Below are 26,014 nucleotides of genomic sequence, written 5' to 3'. Positions count from 1 at the left end.
AATGATAGGTACTCGTATTGCGGGCCGATATCAAATTCTTGAAGTAATCGGCGGCGGCGGAATGGCAAATGTGTATAAAGCATTAGATGTCATTTTAGACCGTCATGTTGCAGTAAAAGTTCTCCAACCACAGTTCTCAGAAGATGAACAGTTTATTAAACGTTTTCGCCGGGAAGCACAAGCTGCAACAAGTTTAAACCATCCGAATGTCGTTAATATTTTTGATGTCGGAGAAGAGGGCAATACGTATTACATTGTAATGGAATACGTAGAAGGATTTACGTTGAAAGAATTAATTCAATCGGAAGGTCCTCTGCCTGTTGAAAAGGTGCTTGATCTGCTCAAGCAAATGATGGCTGCGATCTCGCACGCCCATGCAAACCAAATTATCCACCGTGATATTAAACCACATAATATATTAGTGAGTAAGGACGGCGTTGCTAAGGTCACAGACTTTGGAATTGCGCGTGCGATTTCATCGGCTACGATCACGCATACTAATTCAGTTATGGGTTCTGTGCATTATTTGTCACCAGAACAAGCACGCGGAGGTCATGTTACGTACCGCTCTGACATTTATTCTATGGGAATTGTCTTGTTTGAAATGGTCACAGGTACGCTGCCTTTTAAGGGTGATACGGCCGTGTCTATTGCAATTAAGCACCTACAAAATGAGGTACCTTCTGCAAAATCGATCGTCCCAGGACTGCCGCAAAGCATTGAAAATGTTATTAGAAGGTCGACAATTAAAGATCCGTTAAAAAGATATGCAACGATTCATGATATGGAAGAAGATGTCGAAACGGTTTTAAATCCAGACAGACTAAATGAAGATGTATACTATGCTAATGATGTTGAAGAAGACATGACAAAGGCTATTCCTATCATTAAAGATGACGATTTAAAAGAAGATGATGTCGACAAAACAATTGAAATAAAATCCAATGAACGAACGGCTCCTGTTGCTGCCCCTACACCGCCTCCAAAGCCTGCGTCTGAGCAAGCTGAGGCAGGTGAAGAGCCTGCGGAGCCTGCACCTAAAAAGAAAAAGAAGAAAAAATGGCTGATTATCAGCCTGATCGCGTTGTTATTATTAATCGGTTCTACGGCAGCGGCTTTTGTCCTGTTTCCTAATCTCTTCTATGTGGCAGAGGTTGAAGTTCCTGATGTTGTTGGTATGCCGTATGAAGAGGCTGAAGAAAAGCTTCTTGGCCTTAACCTTGTAGTCGAGCGCGAGGATGAGGAGGTAGAAGGTGTTGAACCTGGACATGTTGCGCGGCAAAGCCAAAGGGCAGGTTCGAGAGTAAAGGAACAATCAAGAGTGATCCTGTATGTTAATATAGAAGACGCGAGCTTTGAACTCGATGATGTTATTGGGCTTCCTATTGAAAGGGCAGAGCGCCTTCTCGATGAACAAGGCTTATCGGTCGAACGTATTGAGCAGGAAGATTCGACCCAAACACCTGGCATCGTTACCGAGCAGCGTCCTGGTGCTGGTGAAACAGTGGTAGCAGGTGAAACAACGGTTTATTTAACGTATGCGGTTCAATCAGAGATTAGGCTTCGTAATTTAGAGGGCGAAAGCGAAGATGCCGCTCGTGAGTATTTAACTGAGGCAGGCTTAAACGGCCGTTTCCAAAATGAGTACTCTGATTCAGTGGAGGCAGGTCTAATCATACGTCAATCACCTGGAGCATTTACGATGCTGCAGCCGGGTGATGATGTGCAGTTAATTGTCTCAAGCGGACCTAGAGAAGAAGAACCACCACCAGCGTCAGAGGATACGCCAGAAGATAGCGGAAGCACCGAAGAGCCAGATCCTGAACCAGAAACACCAGCAACAAAACAATATGAAGTGAATCAGCCTGTTGACGTATCGCCAGAGGACCAAGAGGCCGGTAACAGTTATGAGATCCGTATCATTTATCGTGATGCGACAACAAATGGGGCTGATGAAGTATTTGTTGAGGAATCAATAACTGAACCGAAAACCTATTCCATACCTCTAGAGGTAAGTGAGGAATATCCAGGTTCATTTGATGTTTATGTCAACGGAAACCAAGCTCATAGTTCTAAGCAATATACATTCAATTAAAAGAAGAGAGCTTAGTGAGTAAGCTAAGCTCTCTCTACTTGCTTTGGGGAAAATTAAGGAGGTTATGCATGGCAACTGGTATGATTGTAAAAGCCTTAAGTGGTTTTTATTACGTTCAAAATGAAGATGGAATATTCCAATGCAGAGGTCGTGGAAATTTTAGAAAGCGCAAGATTAAACCGCTTGTAGGAGATGAGGTGGAATTTGAAGCCGAAAATCGTACAGATGGTTATATTTTAGATGTATTTGATCGAAAGAATGAACTGGTACGTCCGCCTATTTCTAATATCGATCAAGCATTGCTTGTTTTTTCAGCGAAGGAACCTGACTTCAGTCCGCTGTTGCTCGACCGTTTTTTAGTACATATCGAAGCAAACAATATCAAACCGGTTATTATTATTTCTAAGGTCGATTTATTATTACCAAATGAACTAGCGGAAATAAAAGAATATCAAAAGCAATATGAAGCCATTGGGTATACCGTCATTTTAACAACAAATCAAAACCAATCATCAAATCAAACGAACGAAATGGTAGAAATTTTATCTTGTATCAAAGATCAAGTCACCGTTATCGCGGGTCAGTCAGGAGTAGGTAAATCCTCTCTGCTAAACGTACTAAAACCGGAACTAGAAATTGAAACCAATCAAATTTCAAGTCATCTAGGTCGAGGCAAGCATACAACAAGACACGTAGAATTATTATCAGTGGGCGGGGGATTAATTGCAGATACCCCGGGCTTTAGCTCGCTTGATTTTATTGAAATGGAGCTTGAAGACTTATCAAGCTGTTTTCCTGAAATGGCAAGCGTCCATAATCTATGCAAGTTTCGGGGCTGTACGCACACCTCTGAACCTAAATGTGCAGTAAAAGAAGCGCTTGTGCAAGGTGAAATTGACAACGGCCGTTATGAGCACTATCTTGTTTTTTTAGATGAAATTAAGAACACTAAACGGAGGTATTAGATCATGATTAAAATTGCACCATCGATTCTTTCAGCTAATTTCGCTACCCTTGGAGAAGACATTAAAGAAGTAGAGGCAGGCGGTGCCGATTACATCCATGTTGATGTGATGGACGGGCATTTTGTTCCAAATATTACGATCGGTCCCTTAATAGTGGATGCGATCCGCCCCGTTACTAAACTGCCGTTAGATGTTCACTTAATGATCGAAAATCCTGATCAATATATCCCGCAGTTTGCAAAATCAGGTGCAGATATCATTACTGTGCATGTAGAAGCGTGTCCGCACCTTCACAGAACTATTCACTTAATTAAAGAGAATGGCTGCAAGGCAGGAGTCGTTTTAAATCCTCATACTCCGTTTGACGCAGTTAAGCCAATAGTGGAGGATCTGGATATGATTTTATTTATGACCGTAAATCCAGGTTTTGGCGGCCAGTCTTTCATTTCATCTGTCCTGCCAAAAATCAAAGAAGCTTCTTCCTACATTAAAGAAAAAGGCTTAGATGTTGAGATTGAAGTGGACGGAGGAGTGAATCCGGAAACAGCTAAACAATGTGTGGAAGCTGGTGCTAATGTGTTAGTAGCTGGTTCAGCTATTTACAATAAAGAAGACCGTGCGAAGGCCATTGCTGATATTAGAGGATCTTAATCTGTGTGAACGTTAGTCATTCGACTAACGTTTTTTTTGTTTTCTTAGGTTCTTTTTAATTGCAGGGAACAGTTGGGTCAACTAATGCATATAAGTATTATGTGCTTTAGGGTCAGATAAAGAGGTGTACTTACTCCAAAAGTCCAAGACATATCTAGTAAAGAAATGCATATGTATAAGGTAGGAAGACAAGGTTAGAGAATTCTCGGAAAAAGTAGGTATAGTTCTTAGCTTGTGAATATACTAGTAGAAAAGAGTATTGTTTTTATCCTTTCTCTATTATACTGCAAGTCTTTTTATCGAAAGGGTGAAGCAAGCTTTGCTACCGCCCGCTCTGGTCGCTAGCTAAAGTTCTTTATCATTAACTCATGGGTTTTACGTTGAGGAGGAGGAGCTATGAAATTCTACACAATCAAACTGCCCAAATTTTTAGGTGGATTCGTAAGGGCCATGCTGAACTCATTCAAAAAGGGGTAAATGCAAAAAAGCACCGTTAACACGGTGCTTTTTTGTTATAAACGAAGTAAATTATACGCGTTCAACTTTACCAGACTTAAGCGCACGAGTAGAAACATATACACGCTTAGGCTTACCATCTACTAAAATACGAACCTTTTGTACGTTTACACCCCAACGGCGTTTTGTTTTATTCAATGCGTGAGAACGCTTGTTGCCGCTTTTTGCTTGTTTTCCAGTAATTGCACATTTACGAGCCATGATCTGCACCTCCTTATACCAATAGCGATGACCACAGAAATCATACTTGACTATAGTAGCACAGCCCCTATACGAATGCAATAGTTACACGGAAAGTTTATCAAGTAAACTTGCTTGACAGTGTATCTTTGCCCCCCTTATTTTAAAACAACTTTAAAAAACCCTTTGAGTATAGTAAAATGACGATAATGACCGAAGTCTTGAATTCGAGAAGGAGGAATCATTTATGTCCATTGAAATGAAAACCCAACTAGGTGTTGTAGATGTTTCTAAAGATGTAGTAGCTACAATTGCTGGCGGAGCAGCAGTCGATTGTTACGGTATTGTTGGGATGGCTTCCCAAAAGCAAATCAAGGATGGTATTACTGATTTGTTAGGAAAAGAAAACTTTCGCCGCGGTGTGGTAATTCGTGAGATCGATGAGGAAATTCATATCGATATGTACATTATCGTAAGCTATGGTACAAAAATTTCTGAAGTAGCTTACAATGTCCAAACGAAAGTGAAGTATCAGTTAGAACAAATGTTAGGGTTAGATGTTGATTCCGTGAATATTTTTGTTCAAGGCGTCCGCGTTACTAATCCGTAAGGTGTAGTTAGGAGGAGCTTGTTGTGTCAGTAAATTTGATTGAAGGAAAAAAACTTGCCCATATGTTTGTCGAAGGGGCAGCTAATTTATCAAAACATGTTAAAGTGGTGGATTCACTTAATGTATTCCCTGTTCCGGATGGAGATACAGGTACAAATATGAACTTGTCCATTACTTCTGGGGTAAAAGAAGTGAAAGCACAAGTTAGTGATGATGCAGGTAAGGTCGCTGCCTCTTTTGCAAAAGGACTCTTAATGGGAGCGCGTGGTAATTCCGGTGTTATCTTATCTCAATTATTCCGCGGTTTCTCTAAAGATGTAGAAGGGAAAGAGTCAATTGGTGCACTGGATTTAGCTAAGGCATTTGAACATGGTGTTGAAACAGCATATAAGGCGGTTATGAAACCTGTTGAAGGAACAATTCTAACTGTCGCAAAAGATGCGGCAAAACACGCTGTGAAAACAGCCAAACATGAAAAAGATGTCATAGCCATGATGGAAGAAGTGCTTAAAGAAGCACGTGCTTCTTTAAAAAGAACACCGGATCTTCTCCCTGTATTAAAAGAGGTTGGAGTGGTTGATTCTGGTGGACAAGGATTAGTTTATATTTACGAAGGATTTTTAGCAGTGCTTAAAGGTGAAAAGCTGTCAGATTCATTGCCTGAAGAGCCGCAAATGGAGGATCTAGTAAAAATTGAACATCATAATGCTCAAAGTCATATGTCTACAGAAGATATTGAATTTGGTTATTGTACAGAAGTGATGGTTCGTTTTGAGCAAGAGAAATTAGCTGCTAATCCATTTGATGAAACATCATTCCGTAATGAACTAAGTGAACATGGTGATTCACTTTTAGTTGTATCTGATGAAGATCTTCTGAAAGTACATATTCACGCAGAGGAACCAGGAGCGGTTCTATCGAAAGCTCAACGTTTTGGTGACCTAATCAACATTAAAATCGAGAATATGCGTGAACAACATACCCACCTTCTAGACGAAACGAAAGCTGTTTATGGAGGCGAAGAAGAAGCTCCTGCGGCTGCACCGAAGGAAAAGAGCGAATACGGTATTGTAACGGTATCTATGGGCGATGGTATTGCCAAGCTGTTTGAAGGCTTAGGAGCAAGTGCTGTCATTCAAGGCGGGCAAACGATGAATCCAAGTACCGAGGATATTGTGCGTGCCATTGAAGAAGTAAACGCAGAAAAAGTTATTATTCTTCCTAACAACGGGAATATCATTATGGCAGCAGAACAGGCTGCGCAAGTAGTGGATGCAAAAGCGGTTGTTATTCCTTCTAAAACTGTTCCTCAAGGACTTGCTGCATTACTCGCATTTAACCCATCAGATGCGCTTGATGCAAATGCACAAGGAATGAAAGAGGCAATGTCTCATGTGAAAACAGGACAAGTTACATTCGCTGTTCGTGATACAAATATTGATGGTATTGATATTAAAAAAGAAGATTTCATGGGAATAGCAGAGAAAAAGATCGTCAGCTCGGGTGCCGATGTACTAGAAGTTACAAAAGAGCTGCTGCAAAAGTTAATGGATGAAAATAGTGAGATTATTACAATCCTGCAAGGGGAAGATGCAAGCAGTGAGTTAACAGATGAGTTAGCTGCCTATATTGAGAGTGAGTATCCAGATGTAGAGGTAGATATCCATTTAGGTAATCAGCCACTATACTCATATATTTTCTCGGTTGAATAATCCGTACGGGGGTTGGATTGTATGTCAAAAGTAGTAGTGGTAACAGATAGCACAGCGGATATTCCAAAGGAGCTTGCTGAACAATTAAACATTACGGTCATTCCATTAAACGTGATCTTCTCTGAAGAGGAGACGTATCAAGATGGAGTCACTTTAACATCGACTGAGTTTTATGAGAAGGTTGTAGCAGAAGATCGGATCCCTTCAACATCTCAGCCGACTCCTTATCAATTTGAAGAATTGTATCGTGAGCTGCTTACAGAAGAAGATACTACGATCATCTCGATTCATTTATCATCTAAAATGAGCGGGACCTACCAAGCTGCCATGATTGCAAAGCAATCACTAGATCTTTCTGATAAGCTTCATGTGATTGACTCGAAGCGAGCATCCTATGCGATTGGAATCATCGTTGTTGAAGTTGCGAAGATGGCTAATGAAGGAAAGTCAGTTGAAGAATGTCTTAGCCGTATTGATGAGTTAATGAACGCCACGAAGGTGTATTTCTTAGTAGATACGCTTGAGTTTCTGCAAAAGAATGGCCGAATCGGGAAAGCGTCAGCTATGCTTGGTTCATTGTTGAAAATTAAGCCCATTCTCAGCCTGACAGAAGACGGGGAAGTTTACCCTGTAGAAAAAGTACGCGGTCAGAAGAAGGCGTTAAGCCGTATTTTAGAAGTGCTGCGTGATCAATATGGACAAGAGCGTGTTCATGTTGGCGTCTCACATGCTGTAAATGAAGAGCTCGCTCGTGAAATGCTGGATCGAATGCGAGCTGAATTTAATGTGGAATCAGAAGTGATCACAGATATCGGAGCCGTAATCGGTGCACACGTCGGCCCGGGCACTGTTGCCTTTTCCATCACAAAAGCATGATGAATCATAAGGATATTCCTGCCTACACCATAGCTAGGTAGGGATATTTTTGCTTTATAGATAGGTTTCATTTCTTCATTTCTAGAGAAATGTAGTACTAAACGGATGATAATAACAGGAGGAACGTTATGAAGTATCGTACAGTGTTTGATATTATTGGACCTATTATGATTGGGCCTTCAAGTTCTCACACTGCAGGAGCAGCGAGGATAGGGAGAGTAGCAAGAACATTGTTTGCAGAAAAACCAGATCGTGCAGATATTTATTTTTATGGATCATTTGCCAAAACGTATAGAGGACATGGAACAGACGTAGCGATTGTTGGAGGAATATTAGACTTTGACACCTTCGATTCTAGGATTACGAATGCGCTTACAATTGCAAAAGAAGAAAAGATTGATATTCATTTTCATGAAGAAGAAGCCTTGACGGATCACCCCAATACGGCCAAAGTGGTGTTAACAAAAGGAGAGGTCACAATTGAACTGGTTGGTATCTCCATTGGGGGCGGTAAAATAGAAATCATTGAACTGAACGGATTTAAATTAAAACTCTCTGGAAATCATCCTGCTATATTAGTCGTTCATAATGACCGGTATGGTGTGATAGCAGGCGTATCGAATGTGCTTGCAAAGCATGAAATTAATATTGGACATATGGAAGTATCGCGAAAAGAAAAAGGGAAAGAAGCTCTTATGGTAATAGAAGTTGACCAAAATGTACCAAATACGATTTTAAAAGAACTAGAAAGCCTGCCAAATATCGTGAAAGTGACAAAGATTCATGATTAGGCGGAATGCTAGTAGGAGGAATGAATATGTTTCGTAATGTTGCGGAGCTTGTAGAATTAGCTGAATCACAAGACATACCTATTTCTGAAGTGATGATCAGACAGGAAGTAGAAGTAAGCGGCAAATCACGAGAGGTCGTCATGAATCAAATGAGAGAAAATTTGAAAGTGATGAGGGCCGCAGTTGAAAGAGGGATTTCTGAAAATGTTCGTTCAGTATCCGGCCTAACTGGCGGAGATGCGGTTAAGTTACAAGAATATATTAAAAAAGGCAATTTTTTATCTAGTGATGTCCTTTTAGATGCAGTTAGTAAAGCTGTTGCAACGAATGAAGTAAATGCTGCAATGGGAACAATCTGTGCCACACCAACTGCAGGGGCCGCAGGAGTTGTACCGGGCGTATTATTTGGATTAGAAGCAAAATTAAATCCGACAGAAGACGAGATGATTGGTTATTTATTTGCATCAGGTGCTTTTGGTTTTGTAGTAGCAAATAATGCCTCTATCTCTGGTGCGGCTGGGGGGTGCCAGGCTGAGGTGGGGTCTGCAACCGGAATGGCAGCAGCTGCATTAGTAGAGCTTGCTGGCGGCACACCGAGTCAATCCGCAGAAGCGATGGCAATCGCTTTAAAGAATATGCTCGGTCTTGTATGCGACCCTGTAGCAGGGCTTGTTGAGGTGCCATGTGTGAAACGTAATGCAATGGGTGCATCAAATGCAGTTGTGGCAGCAGACATGGCATTAGCAGGAATTACAAGCAGAATTCCGTGTGATGAAGTAATTGATGCGATGTATAAAATTGGTCAAACCATGCCGGAAGCTCTCCGTGAAACAGCGCAAGGAGGATTAGCAGCGACACCAACTGGACGGGAGCTAGAAGCCAAAATTTTTGGTGTGTCGCTTGATAAGAAATGAATCAAAACATGAGTTTACCGGTTACCGAAGTTAAGGGAGTCGGTGAGGAAACAGCTAAACAAATGGCTGGTATGAATGTTCATACAGTCCAAGATTTAATCGAGCATTTCCCTTTTCGGTATGAAGATTACCAGTTAAAAGATTTACAAGATACAAAGCATGATGAGAGAGTGACAGTTGTCGGTGTGGTGCAGAGTGAACCATCGATCCGCTATTACGGAAAGAAAAAAAACCGCTTATCGGTAAGGTTGTTAGTCAATCAAATTTTAATCACCGTTACTTTTTTTAACCGAGCATTCCTAAAAAAGTACTTTACAATCGGGCAGGAGGTAACCGTTACCGGTAAATGGGATCAGCATAGAATGACCATAGCCGGCAGCGAGTGCCATCCAGGCAGAGTAGAAAAAGAACAGACAATCGTTCCTGTTTATTCGGTATCAGGCAAATTGACCTCAAAATCATTAAAGAAATATATTTATCAAGCGATGCAGCAATACGGCGAGGATATACCTGAGGTGCTTCCGGAATCGTTTTTAGAAAAATACAAGCTTCCAACTAAAAGAGAAGCGACCTACCGTCTGCATTATCCATCAAAAGATGAAGCAACAAAACATGCACGGCGAAGAATGGTCTATGAGGAATTTCTATTCTTTCAGTTAAAAATGCAAGCGTATCGAAAAATAAACCGTGAGCAATCGGTCGGTGTGCCTCTTAAGCTTGATCGAAACAAAGTGAGAGATTTTGTGAGCAGCCTCCCATTCCCGCTAACGGGTGCTCAAAAAAGAGTAGTGAAAGATATCCTTCATGATATTGAATCTGATTACCGAATGAACCGCCTTTTGCAAGGGGATGTTGGATCCGGTAAAACCATCGTTGCGGCTGTGTGTATGTATGCCGTTGTTCAAGCCGGAAAACAAGCAGCACTTATGGTGCCGACAGAAATATTAGCTGAGCAGCATGTTTCCTCGCTTAAACCTCTTCTTGAACCATTCGGTATTGAAGTTGAGCTCTTATCAGGTTCAGTCAAAGGGAAGAAAAGAAGAGAGAGACTCGAGCGCCTTGAATCAGGGGAGATGCATATTGCTGTTGGCACTCATGCGCTCATTCAAGAAGATGTCATCTTTCACGACTTAGGTCTAGTCATTACAGATGAGCAGCATCGTTTCGGTGTAGAACAAAGAAGAGTGCTTCGAGATAAAGGGGAGCATCCTGACGTATTATTTATGACGGCAACGCCAATTCCTAGAACGCTTGCTATTTCCGTTTTTGGTGATATGGATGTATCAATTATTGATGAGATGCCTGCGGGGCGGAAGGTAATTGAAACGTATTGGGCAAAACATGACATGCTAGACCGTGTGCTTGGTTTTATTGAAAAAGAGTTGCAAGCAGGGAGACAAGCCTATGTCATTTGTCCGCTTATTGAAGAGTCGGAATCACTCGATGTGCAAAATGCGATTGATGTACATGCGATCCTCCAGCAGCATTACAGCGGGAAGTTTAAAGTCGGCTTAATGCATGGGCGTCTTCATCCAAAGGAAAAAGATGAAGTGATGGAAGCGTTCAGTGAGAACGAGACACAAATTTTAGTATCGACTACTGTGGTTGAAGTCGGTGTGAATGTGCCTAATGCTACAGTTATGGTTATTTATGACGCCGAACGCTTCGGACTTGCTCAGCTTCATCAATTAAGAGGCAGGGTAGGACGAGGTGAAGCTCAGTCTTATTGTATATTGCTCGCTGACCCTAAGTCGGAAGTTGGAAAAGAGCGGATGCGGATTATGACCGAGACAAATGATGGGTTTGTGCTGTCTGAGAGAGATTTGGAGCTGCGCGGACCTGGGGATTTTTTCGGTTCAAAACAAAGCGGACTTCCTAATTTTAAAGTAGCTGATGTGGTTCATGATTACCGGGCGCTTGAAGTGGCTAGGCAAGATGCAGCTGAATTAGTAAACAAAGCTGATTTCTTTGAAAACCCTGTCTACAGCTACTTTAGAAAGTACTTAGAGGAGTCTGGTGTATTTGCTGGAGAAAAGCTTGATTAACTATTGAAATTATAAGTGTGCAATTATATACTACTCTTAGTACCTAGTCATATAAATTATGAGTTGTTTGATTGAACCAACAGGGCTGCGATCGTCACATGCTTTTCATGCACCATTCTATAGCTGTGCTTGAAAAGTCAAATTGTGAGGTGTCTGCACCTAGGTAAAGGGTGGTAGGGCAAGATATGAAAAGACGTAAAAAGGAACGCCAATCGATTTTACAAGAAACGCTGGCAAGTAATCCGTTTATGACAGATGAAGAGCTTGCCAAGCGTTTTTCCGTAAGTATTCAAACGATTAGGCTTGATAGAATGGAACTTGCAATCCCTGAACTTCGTGAGAGAATTAAAGATGTTGCTAAACAACAGCTTGATGATGTTCGTGCGCTTCATCCTGATGAGGTGATCGGAGAAATTGTCGATTTACAGCTTGATGAACGAGCGATATCCATTTTAGACGTACAAAACGAACATGTCTTTAGTCGTTCAGGTATTGCAAGAGGGCACCATCTATTTGCCCAAGCGAATTCGCTGGCAGTGGCGATCATAGATGATCCGCTTGCACTGACACAGCGGGCTGTCATTCACTTTACAAGACAGGTTAAAGCCGGTGAAAGGGTTATAGCCAAAGCGAGTGTATTATTGACAGAACAAGGACGTACCACTGTTAAAGTAGAGAGCTTTGTAGACCAAGAAATGGTTTTTCAGGGTGAGTTTGTGATGTATCGCAACAATGATATAGGTTGATATAGGTTGAATAAAAAAGGAGAATGAAAATGAGAATTGCAATTGATGCAATGGGCGGAGATCATGCACCGCGTGCCCAAGTAGCAGCTGCCGAGCAAGCAGTGAAAGATTTTTCCGGGCTGGAAATAACGCTCGTGGGCAACGAATCAGACATTCGTCCACATTTAAAAGATGATACAAATATTACGATTCTTCATACAACAGAAAAAATTGAAGATACAGATCAGCCGACAACAGCTGTCCGCAGAAAAAAGGAAGCTTCGATGGTTCTTGGTGTGCGTGAAGTACGAGAAGGTCGTGCTGATGCCAGCATATCGGCAGGAAATACGGGCGCTTTAATGACAGCAGGGCTCTTGCATGTTGGCCGGATTAAAGGAATTGATCGACCAGCCCTCGCGCCAATGCTGCCAACACTTGACGGCAATGGATTTTTACTGCTTGATGTAGGGGCTAATATGGATGCAAAACCAGAGCAGCTGCTTCAATATGCAATCATTGGCAATACATATATGGAAAAAGTACAAAAAGTTAAAAAGCCTCGTGTAGGACTATTAAATGTCGGTACTGAGAGCGGAAAAGGAAACGAATTAACAAAAGAAGCGTTCCCGCTCCTAGAAGCAGCTAATTTTCATTTTATCGGAAACGTTGAGGCCAGGGACCTTATGAACGGGGTCGCTGATGTAGTAGTTTGTGATGGCTTTGCAGGGAATTTAGTTTTAAAAACAATTGAAGGAACAGCAGGAACTTTATTTTCTTTGTTGAAAAAGGAACTAACGAAATCTGTGAAAAATAAACTTGCAGCTGGAATGCTTAAGTCAAGCTTTAAAGATATTAAAAGTCAACTAAGTTATTCAGAGTATGGCGGTGCGGGACTGTTTGGGCTTAAGGCGCCTGTCATTAAAGCGCATGGTTCCTCTGATGAAGTGGCAGTATACCATGCGATCAGACAAGCAAGACAAATGGTAGAAGAGCAGGTTACAACCATCATTGAAACAGAAGTTGCTGCAATAAATTCTACACAAAGCAAGTAGAGAATGGGGAGGAAGCTAATGGGGAAAATCGCTTTTTTATTTCCAGGACAAGGCTCACAAGCTGTTGGGATGGGAGTAGAACTCAGAACGAATGAGCCAAAATGTAAGGAAATTCTAGATCGTGCTGATTCCAGGCTCGGATATTCTTTAACAAAAATTATGGCAGAGGGGCCAGAAGAGAAGCTCCGCCGCACTGAGAATACTCAGCCTGCACTTGTAACAATGAGTATTGCGGTTCTAGAACTATTAAAAGAAGAAAATATAACGCCTGATTATGTAGCTGGCCACAGTTTAGGAGAGTACAGTGCGCTAGTTGCTGCCGGGTCTCTATCTTTTGAAGATGCTGTGTATGCAGTACATAATCGCGGTTTATTTATGGAAGAAGCTGTTCCTTACGGGGAAGGCGCCATGTCTGCTGTTCTTGGTATGGAAGTAGATCTCTTAGCCGAAGTATGTAAGGAGATTCAAGCAAAAGGGCATGTGGCAGAACTTGCGAATCTAAACTGTCCTGGGCAAATTGTTATTTCTGGTTCTAGCGAAGGCGTTGCTCTATGTGGTGAACGTGCTAAAGAAAAAGGGGCTAAACGGGTGATTCCACTTCCGGTAAGCGGGCCATTCCATTCATCTTTAATGAAGCCTGCTGCAGATAAATTAGAAGGTGTATTAAAGGAAATCAATATTAAAGATGCAAAAGTTCCTGTCATTGCAAATGTGACAGCTAAAGCGCAAACAGATGCGAATGAGATCGAACAAAAATTAGTAGAGCAAGTATATTCTCCTGTGCGTTGGGAAGAAACGATTAGAGAATTACAAGATCTTGGAGTCGATACATTTATTGAAGTCGGTTCAGGAAATGTATTAACGGGTCTCGTGAAAAAAGTAAACCGCCGCGCGCAAGCTTTTGCTGTAAATGATCGAGAAAGCCTTAATAAAGTGGTCGCTAAACTTGAAGGAGTGAAGGAATAATGCTACAAGGGAAAGTCGCAGTCGTAACAGGTGCATCACGAGGAATCGGGCGTGCTATTGCACTAGAACTTGCTAAAAACGGCGCAAATATTGTGGTGAATTATGCAGGAAGTGTCGCTAAAGCTGAAGAAGTAGTTGCGTCATGTAAAGAATTAGGTGTGGATGCACTGGCTGTTCAAGCAGATGTGGCAAACAGCGAAAGCGTCCAAGCTATGATAAAAGAATCAATCGAGGCATTTGGCCGAGTAGATATTCTTGTTAATAACGCAGGTATTACTCGTGACAATCTTCTCATGAGAATGAAAGAAGATGATTGGGATGCAGTGATTGATACAAACCTTAAAGGAGTATTTAACTGCTCTAAGGCTGTGACCCGTCAAATGATGAAGCAGCGCTATGGGAGAATAATTAATGTAGCTTCAGTAGTTGGTATTTTAGGTAATGCCGGGCAAGCAAATTACGTAGCAGCAAAAGCGGGTGTCATCGGTTTAACTAAGACAATGGCAAGAGAACTTGCTAACAGAAACATTTTAGTGAATGCTGTCGCACCTGGCTTTATTACAACGGATATGACAGATGAATTAACAGAAGATATGAAAGCACAAATGCTTGGGCAGATTCCTTTAGGAGCCCTAGGCAAGCCTGAACATATTGCCTCTGTCGTGCACTTTTTAGCTAGTGATGATGCAGCGTACATGACTGGCCAAACACTGAATGTTGATGGCGGTATGGTTATGCAGTAACAGGAAAGTTCAATACGGTATTGACATGTTGCTACTTTACCGTTAAAATTCTTCTAGCTTTCACACGACTTGAGAGGGGGTGAACGTACATGGCAGATACATTATCACGTGTAACGACGATCGTTGTTGATCGTTTAGGTGTTGAGGAAGCAGACGTAAAACCGGAAGCTTCATTCAAGGATGATTTAGGCGCAGATTCATTAGACGTTGTTGAGCTTGTTATGGAGCTTGAAGATGAGTTTGATCTTGAGATCTCTGATGAAGAAGCTGAGAAAATTTCGACTGTTGCTGATGTCGTTGATTACATAAACAGCCGTCAGTAGTTGGTGAGGAGTCCCATATGCAATTCATGTGGGACTTGCTTTACAAAAACAGATAATCCCAAACAAGTACATTTTCATAGTGTTGGAGGTCAACATGCCGCAATCTTCTAAGAACCACCGTAAACCGAGATCGAATTATTACGATCGCCGGCGTCATAATCGCCGACTCACTTTGACCGAAGAACAAAAAAAGCAATTTGATGATTTGCTTTTGAAAATTGATCTGACTTTTGAAAATCGTAAGCTACTCATCCAAGCATTTACTCATTCATCCTATGTGAATGAGCACCGTATCTATTCGTTTCAGGATAACGAAAGACTTGAATTTTTAGGGGACGCTGTACTTGAACTAGCTGTTTCACAATTTCTTTATAAGAAATTCAACTCAATGAGTGAAGGGGAAATGACCAAGCTTCGTGCTTCTATTGTATGTGAGCCATCGTTAGCCCGTTTTGCCGAAGAGCTTGAGTTTGGAGAGCTTGTTTTATTAGGTAAAGGGGAAGAAATGACGGGCGGCCGCAATAGACCAGCCCTGCTCGCCGATGTGTTTGAATCCTTTATCGGCGCCCTGTATCTAGATCAAGGTTTAGAAGCAGTTTATAAATTTTTAAGTCAAACGATGTATCCTAAAATTAACGATGGTGCTTTTTCTCATATGATGGATTTTAAAAGTCAGCTGCAAGAGTTTATTCAAAGAGATAACCTCGGTCAAATTCAATATGTGATTGTCCAAGAAATCGGACCAGCACATAATCGTGAGTTTGTATCAGAAGTACAATTAAATGAAAGTAAGTTAGGTGTTGGTTCTGGCCGTTCTAAAAAAGAAGCCGAACAGCACGCAGCTCAGCAAGCTCTTATCAAACTGAGCGAGAAAAAAGATAAGTAGACATTAAAAAACGTGCCTGATCCATAAGTTATGGAAGGCACGTTTTTTATTAGCGTTTTCTCATTTTACCTAGCTCTGAAACGATGGCATCCAGTTCACTTACAGAAAAGGATTGTTTGCTCATAATCATTTCATAAATATCACGAAGGTCTTCATACTGATCTGTGTCAAAGCTCTTTGCGTTTAGTGCACCGGCATTTACAATTTGTAACTTCATCTTAATTTCTTCAATCATATACTCAATATTTTCACGGCTTGTAGTGGAGAGATCCATATTTACACCTCATCTTTAAATTAGTCAAATCCTATCGTATCATACGAGGGTCTATTTGTACTACAACGTTTAATGAATCTGAGTTTAATTTAAATTGAGTATGATCTAAGGAGCAGGATCCTGAGTGAAGAGACGGATGTATTCATACAGGTATTATGGTAAAATAGGAAAGTTGTTAAACAAGGTTAGGGGGAAGGATTATGTTCCTCAAACGACTAGAGGTCGTAGGATTTAAATCATTTGCAGAACAAATGAATATTGAATTTGTCCCAGGGGTCACAGCAGTAGTTGGTCCAAATGGGAGTGGGAAAAGTAACATATCAGATGCGGTTAGATGGGTGCTTGGTGAACAGTCTGCTAAGTCACTGCGCGGTTCGAAAATGGAAGATATTATTTTTGCCGGAAGTGATACGCGCAAGCGGTTAAACTACGCAGAGGTCAGCTTGATTTTAGATAATGAGGATCAGCACCTATCGATTGATTATAGTGAAGTGAGTGTCACAAGACGGGTGTATCGTTCTGGTGATAGTGAATACTTAATTAATAAGCAGCCATGTCGATTAAAAGATATTATCGACTTGTTTTTAGACTCAGGGCTTGGCAGAGAAGCTTACTCCATTATTGGACAAGGAAAAGTAGAGGAGATTTTAAGCAGCAAGGCAGAAGATCGCCGAGTGATATTTGAGGAGGCTGCAGGTGTCCTTAAGTATAAGACGAGAAAAGTCAAAGCAGAAAAGCGATTAACTGAAACACAAGATAACTTACTGCGTGTTGAAGATATTCTTCATGAATTGAGGGCTCAAGTAGAACCGTTGGAGATTCAGGCTTCGATCGCTAAAGATTACTTGGAGAAAAAAGAAGAATTAAAAGAAGTAGAGATTGCTTTAATGGTGCATGAAATCGAAGAACTGCATCAAGAATGGAACAGTGAAAAGGAAAAACTCCAAAGCTTGCATCAAGAGCATGATAAAAGACATCAAAAGCTTATTGAGATGGAAGAAGAACTTGAGAGTCTTAGAGAGCGCTCTAAACATTTAGATCAAGAGCTCAGCGTAACGCAGGCAAACTTGCTCGCAGTGAGTGAAGAACTTGAGAAAAATGAAGGGAAGCGAGAAGTATTAAAAGAACGAAAGAAAAATGCTTCTCAAAATAAAGAACAGTTAGAGAAGTCAATAGAGCGGATTTGTGAACAACAAGCAGCGCTTTTGGCCGAGCTTACTGAGCAAGAAGATAAGGTGATATCCGCCCAATCCATTGTTAAATCTTTAAATGAAGAAATTACAGAACAAGAAAAACGATTAAAGCTAACTGAAAAAGATGTTAATAAAGAGTTAGATCGTTTGAAATCAGATTATATTGAAGTCCTTAATGAACAAGCATCAATTCGAAATGAACGCCATTACTTGGTCGAACAAAAAAGGCAGCAAGCATATAAGCAATCAAGGTTAGAAGATGAAAATCAAGACCTGCTTAAAGGCCGCGAGCAGCTTTCTAGCAGGTTGAATGAAGCAAAAGTAGAAGTTGAAGCAAAAGAACGTGAACTAGAACAAAATATAGACCAGTATCGCAAAAGTCAAACCCAATTAGATCAAGTAAGAACACGTTACCAGAAGCGTGAATCTAAACTTTATGAAGCCTATCAGCTCATTCAAAAAATGCAGTCAAGGGCAGAAGTGCTTGAAGAAATGCAAGCTGACTTTTCTGGGTTCTTTCACGGGGTAAAAGAAATCCTGAAGGCCAGAGAAGGGAAGCTTGAAGGGATTGTTGGGGCGGTTGCAGAATTAACTACCGTACCAAAAGAATATGAGACAGCTCTTGAAATAGCATTAGGAGCTGCTTCGCAGCATATCGTCGTTGAGAGTGAGAAAAGTGCTAGGGGAGCCATTACTTTTCTTAAACAACATCGTCTTGGCCGGGCCACGTTCCTGCCTTTGCCGGTTATGAAAGAGAGACAGCTTCCCGATCACCTGCTTCATTCCTTAACACAGGAACCAGCTTTTGTCGGAATCGCCTCTAAGTTATTACAATATGAAGAACGGTACCATCAACTGTTTTCGCAGCTTCTTGGTCAAGTTATTATTGCTCGTGACTTAGAAGGGGCCAATAAAATAGCGAGGATGCTTAACCATAGATACCGCGTCGTCACCCTTGAGGGGGATGTTGTTAATCCAGGCGGTTCAATGACTGGCGGAAGCATTAAACAAAAGCAAACACCGCTTCTTGGCCGTAAACGCGAGCTCGATGAATTAGTGGCGAAACTAAATAAACTAAAAAGTTCAGCTGCTGCGCTTGAAACAGAAGTGAAAGAATCAAAAAGAGAAATGCAGTCGCTAGAAGCGGATATAGAGTCGCTTAAAACAAACGGAGAACAGGCGAGAAATGCATTTCAAGATGCGAAGACCCGTTTAAGAGAGTTAGAACTAGAATCAGGCAGCATGGAAGATCGCTTTAAGCGCTACGACCGTGAGCAATCTAGTTTCAGCACCGAAACAGAAAAGATGGACGAGCGCTTACGTGAGCTTGACAGGCATGAAGAAGAGATGAAAGCAAGCGCTGCTCGACTAGAACATCAGGTGAGCGAATTAGAAGCAAGACAAAAAGAGCAGCAGCAGTCTAAAGAAACGATTTTGCAACAGTTAAATCAAGCAAAAATTAATTATGCAGCTGCACAGGAGCGCTATTTATCTGCGAAAGCTCAAAAAGAAGGAACAGAAGCTCGTTACAATGAGGTGTCAAAAGATGCATCTGACCTTAAGGATCAATTAAACCTGCTGCAGATGGAAGCTTCTGATCGTACAGATGGCGAGAGCAGTATATCGAATAGAATCGAAGCGAATAAAAAGCATAAACAAGAGATTACCATCAAACTAGAGCAATTAAAGAAAGAAAGGCAAGAGATCGATGAATCGTATGCATCTCTTGATAGTATGATCAAGATGCAGCAAGGTGAACACCGATTAATTGCTGATGAATGCCGTCAAATTGAAGTGCGGGTAAATCGCCTTGATGTAGAACTAGACAGTCGGCTCAATCATTTGAGAAATGAATATGAATTGTCGTATGAGGCTGCGCGTGAATCCTACAATTTAACGGTTGAGCCTGACCAAGCGAAAACAAAAGTGAAGCTTATAAAGCTAGCTATTGAAGAACTTGGATCAGTGAATATCGGGTCAATCGATGAGTACGAGAGAGTAAGAGAACGTCATGATTTTCTTACAGAGCAGCAATCAGACCTTCTTGAGGCGAAAGCAACGTTACACGATGTCATTAAAGAAATGGATGTTGAGATGACCAAGCGTTTCCAAGAAACATATGTCATGATTCAAAAAGAATTTAAAGGCGTGTTTTGTGAACTGTTTGGAGGCGGTGAAGCCGATCTCGTCTTAACTAGTCCGGATAATCTTCTTGAAACGGGTGTCGAAATCATGGTGCGGCCGCCTGGAAAGAAACTACAGCACCTTGGCTTATTATCAGGCGGTGAGAGAGCACTAACGGCTATTGCTTTATTATTTGCTATTCTAAAAGTACGTCCTGTGCCGTTTTGTGTACTAGATGAAGTGGAGGCAGCCCTTGATGAGGCAAACGTGAGTCGTTTTGCGCATTATTTAAAAGATTTCAGCGGCTCGACACAATTTATCGTGATCACTCATCGTAAAGGTACAATGGAAGAGGCTGATGTGTTATATGGGGTGACCATGCAAGAGTCAGGAGTCTCAAGGCTGGTCTCTGTCAGACTTGAAGAAACTAAACAATTAATGGAGACATAGGAGGCAGAATCATGAGCTTTTTTAAAAAACTTAAAGAGAAGTTGACCACTCAAACAACCGAAGTGACTGACAAATTTAAGACGGGTCTAGAAAAAACGAGAGATTCTTTTGCGACGAAAATGAACGAACTTGTCTACCGTTACAGAAAAGTAGATGAAGAGTTTTTTGAAGAGCTTGAAGACATTTTGATTGGTGCTGATGTTGGCGTCAATACGGTCATGACCTTAATTGATGACCTAAAAGATGAAGTGAGAATCCGCAATATTAAAGATACAAAAGATATTCAACCGGTTATTTCAGAGAAATTAGCAGAACTTCTTCAAAAAGAGGAAGAGGATGCCGCATTAAATATTCAAACAGACGGAATGACGGTTATTTTAGTTGTAGGAGTTAATGGAGTTGGAAAAACGACAACGATCGGCAAGCTTGCTAATCACCTGAAGCAGGACGGGAAATCGGTTATGCTTGCAGCTGGTGATACTTTCCGTGCAGGAGCAATTGAACAGCTAGAAGTGTGGGGAGAACGTGTTGGAGTGGACGTGATTAAACAGCAAGAAGGGTCAGATCCAGCTGCTGTCATGTATGATGCACTTCAAGCCGCTAAGTCTAGAGGCGTGGATGTATTAATTTGTGATACAGCAGGCCGCCTTCAAAACAAAGTGAATTTAATGAATGAGCTTGAAAAGGTGAAGCGTGTGATCGAGCGCGAAGTTCCATCTGCTCCTCATGAAGTCCTCCTCGTATTAGATGCGACAACCGGTCAAAATGCGATGAGCCAAGCAAAGACCTTCGGCAAGAGTACAGATGTGTCAGGTATTGTATTAACGAAGCTTGATGGCACAGCTAAGGGTGGTATTGTACTTGCGATCAGGCATGAACTTGATATCCCTGTTAAATTTGTCGGTCTTGGTGAAAAAGTAGATGACCTCCAGCCGTTTAATGCAGAGCAATTTGTCTATGGACTATTTAAAGATATTTTAGAAGAACAGGAAAAAGAAGAGATCGAAGACTAAGTTATAGAGTGTAGTATATCTCTTTGCGATCAGGGGTCTCTTAATGCGTGGTACATAGGGATTTAAGTTTGTTAAGAAAAAAACTTGACACTTAAATCCCTATCCTGTAAGATGTTATCTTGTAAAGGGAAATCACTTAACAAGGAGTTGGATGGTGTGCTGGACAAAACGCTTCGAATGAATTACTTATTCGATTTTTATCAGTCTTTATTAACACCTAAACAACGAAAATACATGTCATTGTACTACCTTGATGATTTTTCTTTAGGTGAAATTGCCGAAGAGTTTGAAGTTAGTCGCCAAGCCGTTTATGATAACATTAAGCGTACAGAAGCGATGCTTGAGGAATATGAAGAAAAGCTGTCTCTGCTTGTTCGATTTGAAGAACGCCAGCAGATATTGAATCACTTAAGAACAGCAATCCAAAGCAACGCGGCTCCTGAAGAGATCATAGAGCACATTCAATCTCTTGAGAAATTGGATTAGGAGGCGACAACATGGCATTTGAAGGTTTAGCTGAACGACTGCAAGATACATTAACTAAGATTCGCGGAAAAGGAAAGGTAAGTGAACAAGACGTTAAAGATATGATGCGTGAAGTTCGACTTGCTCTGCTTGAAGCGGATGTTAACTTTAAAGTTGTTAAGCAATTTATTGCCAGTGTGAAAGAAAAAGCACTCGGGCAGGAAGTTATGAAAAGTCTTACCCCAGGGCAGATGGTTATTAAAGTAGTTAATGAAGAATTAACAGCTTTAATGGGCGGCGAGCAAAGTAAAATTGCTGTGGCCAATAAACCGCCTACGGTTGTCATGATGGTTGGTTTGCAAGGGGCGGGTAAAACCACCACTACTGCAAAACTTGCCAATCATCTCCGTAAAAAGCATAATCGTACACCGATGCTTGTAGCAGCTGATATCTACAGACCTGCAGCAATAAAACAATTAGAAACATTAGGAAAGCAGTTAAATATGCCCGTATTCTCACTGGGAGATCAAGTAAGCCCTGTTGAGATTGCCAAACAAGCGATTGCTAAGGCAAAAGAAGATCACCATGATTACGTGTTGATTGATACAGCCGGACGTCTTCACATTGATGAAGAGTTAATGGGAGAGCTTCAAGAGGTAAAAAAAATTGCTAAGCCGGATGAAATTCTGCTTGTTGTTGATGCGATGACTGGTCAAGATGCAGTAAATGTTGCTGAGAGTTTTAATGAGCAGCTTGATGTAACAGGTGTTGTGTTAACGAAGCTTGACGGTGATACACGCGGTGGTGCTGCGATTTCAGTTAAAGCCGTTACAAATACCCCGATTAAGTTTGCAGGGATGGGAGAGAAAATCGATCAGTTAGAACCATTTTATCCTGATCGTATGGCCTCGAGAATTCTTGGAATGGGTGATATGTTAACGCTGATTGAAAAAGCACAATCAAATGTGGATGAAGAAAAAGCAAGAGAGCTAGAGAAAAAAATGCGGACGATGGATTTTACGTTCGATGATTTCTTAGAGCAGCTTGATCAAGTGAAAAGCATGGGACCGCTTGATGAAATTCTAAACATGATGCCTGGAATGAATAAGGCTAAAGGCTTAAAGGATCTAAAAGTCGATGATAAACAGCTGGTGCGTGTTGAGGCCATTGTCAGATCAATGACTAAAGCAGAAAAGCAAGATCCGAGTCTTATGAATGCAAGCAGACGCCGCCGTATTGCAAAGGGCAGCGGAACGACCATTCAAGACGTCAATCGTTTGCTGAAGCAGTTTGAAGATATGAAGAAGATGATGAAGCAAATGACTAACATGACATCAGGTAAAGGCAAGAAAAAAGGTAAAGGTTTTGGAGGCTTAAAGCTTCCGTTTTAAAGAGGAAATCCTTTTTTTTAGACTGTAAAGGAAATTCCCTTGAAATCTAAGAAAATTGATGATATTATATACCATTGTGTTAACTATTTTTGGAGGTGTCTAACGAATGGCAGTAAAAATTCGTTTAAAACGTATGGGTTCAAAGAAAGCCCCATTTTATCGTGTAGTAGTAGCAGATTCTCGCGCGCCGCGTGATGGTCGTTTCATCGAAGAGATTGGAACGTACAACCCATTAACTCAACCAGCTAAAGTTGATCTTAAAGAAGATAAGGCTGTTGACTGGATGTTAAAAGGTGCTAAGCCTTCTGACACAGTTCGTAACCTATTCTCTAAAGCTGGTTTAATGGAAAAGGTTCACAACGCTAAGAACCAAAAATAATTCTTCTACAAAAAGGAGAATGTGATGAAGTCTTTAGTTGAACACATTGCAAAAGCACTTGTTGATGAGCCCGATGAAGTTCGAGTAACAGAGCAGCAAGAAGGGGACACGCTTTGCATCACACTTTCTGTACATCCAAACGATGTCGGGAAAGTGATCGGAAAGCAAGGTCGTACAGCAAAAGCAATGCGCTCGCTTGTCTATGCGGCAGCAGTGCCTGAGCACAAGCGAGTACGATTAGACATCGTCGATTAAACAGCATGAATACAAAAAAGGGTGAGGGCAACCTCTCCTTTTTTGTTTATCTGCTCTTTTTATAGAATAGGATAAGCAGCGTAAACTAGAACGTGACTAAACTCTTTATATAAAGGAGTATTAGATGAATGCTTAAAATAATTCGCAATGCTCAGGTAAAGTATATTTTAACAGATGCAAAAAAGGAAGAAATTAAAAAGCAGCTTGAATCTGAACTACACCAAACCAAACGGGAATTAGCACAGTTAACATTTCAAATGCAAAAATCAATAAAGAGTCAAAAACATAACGAAGAGACAATTCGTAAACGATATAAAGAAGAATATATAAAAAAAGAAGAGCAAATGAAGTCGCAGACCTTTCAACTAGATCAGCTTGGTTTACTTCAAAATGGAACTGAGTTGAAGGGAGAAACAGTTGAGACAATGACAGAGCTCTCTATTGGTGATGAGTGGGTTAATCCATCAGATCCGCTTGAGATCATTGTTAAAGATGGAATTATTCTAGATATTCGAGGAAGTGGGCAAAAGTAATGGCGGATTTATTAAAGGTTGGAAAAATCGTAAATACACATGGTGTTCGTGGAGAAATTCGTGTGATCTCATCTACGGATTTTCCCGATGAGCGTTACGCTAAAGGCTGCGAGCTATGGATTGTAGATGCTAATACGAAAAAGCATATTTCTGTTGTCGTAGCAAATCATCGAGTTCATAAAAACTTTGATCTTCTTACTTTTGAAGGGTACGATTCCATCAATCAAGTAGAAGAATTTAAAGGCAGCACGTTGTATGTATCAAAAGACCAGCTTAGTGATTTAGATGAAGGAGAGTTTTACTACCATGAAATCATCGGCTGTGAAGTGTATAAAACGAACAACGAGCATTTAGGACAAATTAAAGAAATTATTGAAACAGGCGCAAATGATGTATGGGTGATTCGCCGTGCAGGCGGTGGAAAGGATATTTTAATCCCGTATATAGAGGATGTTGTTATTGAAATTAATCTTGAGGAAAACAAGGTTATCATTGATCCAATGGAAGGGTTAGTCGAATGAAGATCGATGTGTTAACGCTCTTTCCTGAGATGTTTGAGGGAGTTTTTGGCTCATCTATTTTGAAAAAAGCAAAAGAAGAAGGTCATGTTTCCTACCAAGCCGTCGACTTTCGGGAATACACGACAAACAAACATAAAAAAGTTGATGATTATCCTTATGGGGGCGGGGCAGGCATGGTGCTTAGTCCTCAGCCGATCTTTGATGCTGTAGAAGTTCTAAAGAGGCAAAATGATGCTTCACCTCGGATCATTATGTTATGTCCTCAAGGGGAGCGTTATACTCAAGCTAAAGCAGAAGAACTTGCTAAAGAAGAGCATTTAATTCTGCTTTGCGGCCATTATGAAGGGTATGATGAGCGGGTACGGAAACATCTTGTAACAGATGAGATTTCAATAGGAGATTATGTGCTTACTGGCGGTGAATTAGGAGCAATGGTGATTGCCGACAGTGTGACACGCCTTCTGCCAAATGTACTTGGTAATGAAGAATCTGCTGTAACAGACTCTTTCTCTACTGGCCTGCTTGAGCACCCTCAATATACGAGGCCGGCCGAATTCAGGGGTATGGAAGTACCGGATGTCTTATTATCAGGACATCATGCCAATATTGAAAGATGGCGTAAAAAGGAGTCTTTGAAAAGGACGCTTGAACGCAGACCGGACCTGCTAGAAGAAAGAGAATTGACTGTTGAAGAAGAACGTCTTCTACAGGAAATAAAGAGAGAGCAATAGCGGTAAAAGTTTCGTTGATTTATAATGAAATGCTTGTATATTTATTTTCTGTATGATATTATATTCTTTGTGGCTTAGGCCAGTGATTACGATGTTCCGCTGCAGGAAATTCTGATAAGAGCATCTGTATGGAAGGAGTGGAATTATACGATGAACAACCTTATTCGTGAAATCACAAGTGAGCAATTACGTACAGATCTTCCGGCTTTCCGTCCTGGTGACACTTTAGTTATCGACGTTAAAGTTGTTGAGGGTACTCGTGAGCGTATTCAAAAATTCGAAGGTGTCGTGATTAAGCGTCGCGGTACTGGAGTTAGCGAAACATTCACAGTTCGTAAAGTGTCTTACGGTGTTGGTGTTGAGCGTACATTCCCATTACATTCACCGAAAATCGCTAAGATTGACGTGAAACGTCGCGGTAAAGTACGTCGTGCGAAACTTTACTATCTACGTGCATTACGTGGTAAAGCGGCTCGTATTAAAGAAATCCGATAAGAAACGAGAGAAGGAGCTTAGGGAACTAAGCTCCTTCTTTTAAATTGGAAAAAGTATGTACGTCGATTAAACCTATGCTAAAATAAAGAAATGATACATATAGAGAACGTTTAATATAAAATAGAGAAGTGATTCAAATT

At 41.0% G+C, this 26,014-nt stretch carries 28 protein-coding genes; 26 read left to right on the top strand and 2 right to left on the bottom strand.

The window, feature by feature from the left end:
- The first annotated feature begins 1 nt into the window (after position 1).
- From pknB to spoVM, 4 genes are all read left to right on the top strand, one after another.
- Positions 2–2,095: a Stk1 family PASTA domain-containing Ser/Thr kinase gene (gene pknB, locus A33I_RS09480; protein ID WP_022628210.1), complete on the top strand. Its 2,094-nt coding sequence runs from the start codon at positions 2–4 to the stop codon at positions 2,093–2,095.
- 68 nt (positions 2,096–2,163) lie between these two features.
- Complete coding sequence (gene rsgA, locus A33I_RS09475; RefSeq protein WP_022628209.1) at positions 2,164–3,060, top strand: ribosome small subunit-dependent GTPase A; 897 nt, start codon at positions 2,164–2,166, stop codon at positions 3,058–3,060.
- A gap of 3 nt (positions 3,061–3,063) precedes the next feature.
- Positions 3,064–3,711, top strand: a complete 648-nt coding sequence (gene rpe / locus A33I_RS09470; RefSeq protein WP_022628208.1) for a ribulose-phosphate 3-epimerase — start codon at positions 3,064–3,066, stop codon at positions 3,709–3,711.
- 396 nt (positions 3,712–4,107) lie between these two features.
- Complete coding sequence (spoVM, locus tag A33I_RS09465) at positions 4,108–4,188, top strand: stage V sporulation protein SpoVM (RefSeq protein WP_022628207.1); 81 nt, start codon at positions 4,108–4,110, stop codon at positions 4,186–4,188.
- Positions 4,189–4,239: 51 nt separating this feature from the next.
- Here the strand turns inward: spoVM and rpmB are convergent, their stop codons facing one another.
- Positions 4,240–4,428 carry a 50S ribosomal protein L28 gene (rpmB, locus tag A33I_RS09460; protein ID WP_012959433.1) on the bottom strand — a complete coding sequence of 63 codons (189 nt, stop codon included), beginning with the start codon at positions 4,426–4,428 and terminating at the stop codon, positions 4,240–4,242.
- A gap of 226 nt (positions 4,429–4,654) precedes the next feature.
- Here rpmB and A33I_RS09455 point away from each other — a divergent pair, with 226 nt between their 5' ends.
- The 12 genes from A33I_RS09455 to rnc all read left to right on the top strand — a co-directional run bounded on the left by A33I_RS09455 (position 4,655) and on the right by rnc (position 16,050).
- Positions 4,655–5,017 carry an Asp23/Gls24 family envelope stress response protein gene (locus A33I_RS09455; RefSeq protein ID WP_022628206.1) on the top strand — a complete coding sequence of 121 codons (363 nt, stop codon included), beginning with the start codon at positions 4,655–4,657 and terminating at the stop codon, positions 5,015–5,017.
- Positions 5,018–5,040: 23 nt separating this feature from the next.
- Positions 5,041–6,729, top strand: coding sequence for a DAK2 domain-containing protein (locus A33I_RS09450; RefSeq protein WP_022628205.1), 1,689 nt, complete (start codon positions 5,041–5,043; stop codon positions 6,727–6,729).
- Between the two features lie 21 nt (positions 6,730–6,750).
- Positions 6,751–7,605, top strand: a complete 855-nt coding sequence (locus tag A33I_RS09445) for a DegV family protein (RefSeq protein WP_022628204.1) — start codon at positions 6,751–6,753, stop codon at positions 7,603–7,605.
- A gap of 128 nt (positions 7,606–7,733) precedes the next feature.
- A complete protein-coding gene (gene sdaAB / locus A33I_RS09440; RefSeq protein WP_022628203.1) occupies positions 7,734–8,396 on the top strand; it encodes an L-serine ammonia-lyase, iron-sulfur-dependent subunit beta in 663 nt (220 codons plus the stop codon).
- 26 nt (positions 8,397–8,422) lie between these two features.
- The gene (gene sdaAA / locus A33I_RS09435; protein ID WP_022628202.1) at positions 8,423–9,310 is read left to right on the top strand and encodes an L-serine ammonia-lyase, iron-sulfur-dependent, subunit alpha; all 888 of its coding nucleotides are present in this window, start codon (positions 8,423–8,425) and stop codon (positions 9,308–9,310) included.
- Positions 9,307–11,355: an ATP-dependent DNA helicase RecG gene (gene recG / locus A33I_RS09430; RefSeq protein WP_022628201.1), complete on the top strand. Its 2,049-nt coding sequence runs from the start codon at positions 9,307–9,309 to the stop codon at positions 11,353–11,355. Before sdaAA ends, recG begins: the two co-directional genes overlap by 4 nt.
- 185 nt (positions 11,356–11,540) lie before the next feature.
- Positions 11,541–12,101, top strand: a complete 561-nt coding sequence (fapR, locus tag A33I_RS09425; protein WP_012959426.1) for a transcription factor FapR — start codon at positions 11,541–11,543, stop codon at positions 12,099–12,101.
- 29 nt (positions 12,102–12,130) lie between these two features.
- Positions 12,131–13,132, top strand: coding sequence for a phosphate acyltransferase PlsX (gene plsX / locus A33I_RS09420; protein WP_022628200.1), 1,002 nt, complete (start codon positions 12,131–12,133; stop codon positions 13,130–13,132).
- Between the two features lie 18 nt (positions 13,133–13,150).
- Positions 13,151–14,098 (top strand): ACP S-malonyltransferase, encoded by a 948-nt coding sequence (gene fabD / locus A33I_RS09415; protein WP_022628199.1) that lies wholly within the window; start codon positions 13,151–13,153, stop codon positions 14,096–14,098.
- Positions 14,098–14,841, top strand: coding sequence for a 3-oxoacyl-[acyl-carrier-protein] reductase (fabG, locus tag A33I_RS09410; protein ID WP_022628198.1), 744 nt, complete (start codon positions 14,098–14,100; stop codon positions 14,839–14,841). Before fabD ends, fabG begins: the two co-directional genes overlap by 1 nt.
- 89 nt (positions 14,842–14,930) lie before the next feature.
- Positions 14,931–15,164, top strand: coding sequence for an acyl carrier protein (gene acpP, locus A33I_RS09405; RefSeq protein ID WP_012959422.1), 234 nt, complete (start codon positions 14,931–14,933; stop codon positions 15,162–15,164).
- A gap of 94 nt (positions 15,165–15,258) precedes the next feature.
- Positions 15,259–16,050: a ribonuclease III gene (gene rnc / locus A33I_RS09400; RefSeq protein WP_012959421.1), complete on the top strand. Its 792-nt coding sequence runs from the start codon at positions 15,259–15,261 to the stop codon at positions 16,048–16,050.
- Positions 16,051–16,099: 49 nt separating this feature from the next.
- Here rnc and A33I_RS09395 read toward each other — a convergent pair whose 3' ends face one another.
- On the bottom strand, positions 16,100–16,324 hold the full coding sequence (locus tag A33I_RS09395) for a DUF1128 domain-containing protein (protein WP_022628197.1): 225 nt from the start codon (positions 16,322–16,324) through the stop codon (positions 16,100–16,102).
- Positions 16,325–16,524: 200 nt separating this feature from the next.
- Between A33I_RS09395 and smc the strand changes: the two genes are divergently transcribed.
- The 10 genes from smc (at position 16,525) to rplS (ending at position 25,874) form a co-directional block, all read left to right on the top strand.
- A complete protein-coding gene (gene smc / locus A33I_RS09390; RefSeq protein WP_022628196.1) occupies positions 16,525–20,091 on the top strand; it encodes a chromosome segregation protein SMC in 3,567 nt (1,188 codons plus the stop codon).
- A gap of 11 nt (positions 20,092–20,102) precedes the next feature.
- Positions 20,103–21,104, top strand: coding sequence for a signal recognition particle-docking protein FtsY (gene ftsY, locus A33I_RS09385; protein ID WP_012959418.1), 1,002 nt, complete (start codon positions 20,103–20,105; stop codon positions 21,102–21,104).
- 177 nt (positions 21,105–21,281) lie between these two features.
- The gene (locus A33I_RS09380) at positions 21,282–21,590 is read left to right on the top strand and encodes a putative DNA-binding protein (protein WP_235806183.1); all 309 of its coding nucleotides are present in this window, start codon (positions 21,282–21,284) and stop codon (positions 21,588–21,590) included.
- A gap of 11 nt (positions 21,591–21,601) precedes the next feature.
- A complete protein-coding gene (gene ffh / locus A33I_RS09375; protein ID WP_022628195.1) occupies positions 21,602–22,960 on the top strand; it encodes a signal recognition particle protein in 1,359 nt (452 codons plus the stop codon).
- A 106-nt stretch (positions 22,961–23,066) separates the two neighbouring features.
- Complete coding sequence (gene rpsP, locus A33I_RS09370) at positions 23,067–23,339, top strand: 30S ribosomal protein S16 (protein ID WP_012959415.1); 273 nt, start codon at positions 23,067–23,069, stop codon at positions 23,337–23,339.
- A gap of 24 nt (positions 23,340–23,363) precedes the next feature.
- A complete protein-coding gene (locus A33I_RS09365; protein ID WP_022628194.1) occupies positions 23,364–23,594 on the top strand; it encodes a KH domain-containing protein in 231 nt (76 codons plus the stop codon).
- 128 nt (positions 23,595–23,722) lie between these two features.
- Positions 23,723–24,127: a YlqD family protein gene (locus tag A33I_RS09360; RefSeq protein ID WP_022628193.1), complete on the top strand. Its 405-nt coding sequence runs from the start codon at positions 23,723–23,725 to the stop codon at positions 24,125–24,127.
- Positions 24,127–24,648 (top strand): ribosome maturation factor RimM, encoded by a 522-nt coding sequence (gene rimM / locus A33I_RS09355; protein WP_022628192.1) that lies wholly within the window; start codon positions 24,127–24,129, stop codon positions 24,646–24,648. Before A33I_RS09360 ends, rimM begins: the two co-directional genes overlap by 1 nt.
- Positions 24,645–25,379, top strand: a complete 735-nt coding sequence (trmD, locus tag A33I_RS09350; RefSeq protein ID WP_022628191.1) for a tRNA (guanosine(37)-N1)-methyltransferase TrmD — start codon at positions 24,645–24,647, stop codon at positions 25,377–25,379. The genes rimM and trmD overlap by 4 nt, the downstream gene beginning before the upstream one ends.
- A gap of 150 nt (positions 25,380–25,529) precedes the next feature.
- Positions 25,530–25,874: a 50S ribosomal protein L19 gene (gene rplS / locus A33I_RS09345; RefSeq protein ID WP_012959410.1), complete on the top strand. Its 345-nt coding sequence runs from the start codon at positions 25,530–25,532 to the stop codon at positions 25,872–25,874.
- Positions 25,875–26,014 lie beyond the last annotated feature (140 nt).

This window comes from Alkalihalophilus marmarensis DSM 21297 (assembly GCF_000474275.2).
Classification (GTDB): Bacteria; Bacillota; Bacilli; order Bacillales; family Bacillaceae_D; genus Alkalihalophilus; species Alkalihalophilus marmarensis.
This window is presented reverse-complemented; position numbering and strand designations above follow the sequence as displayed.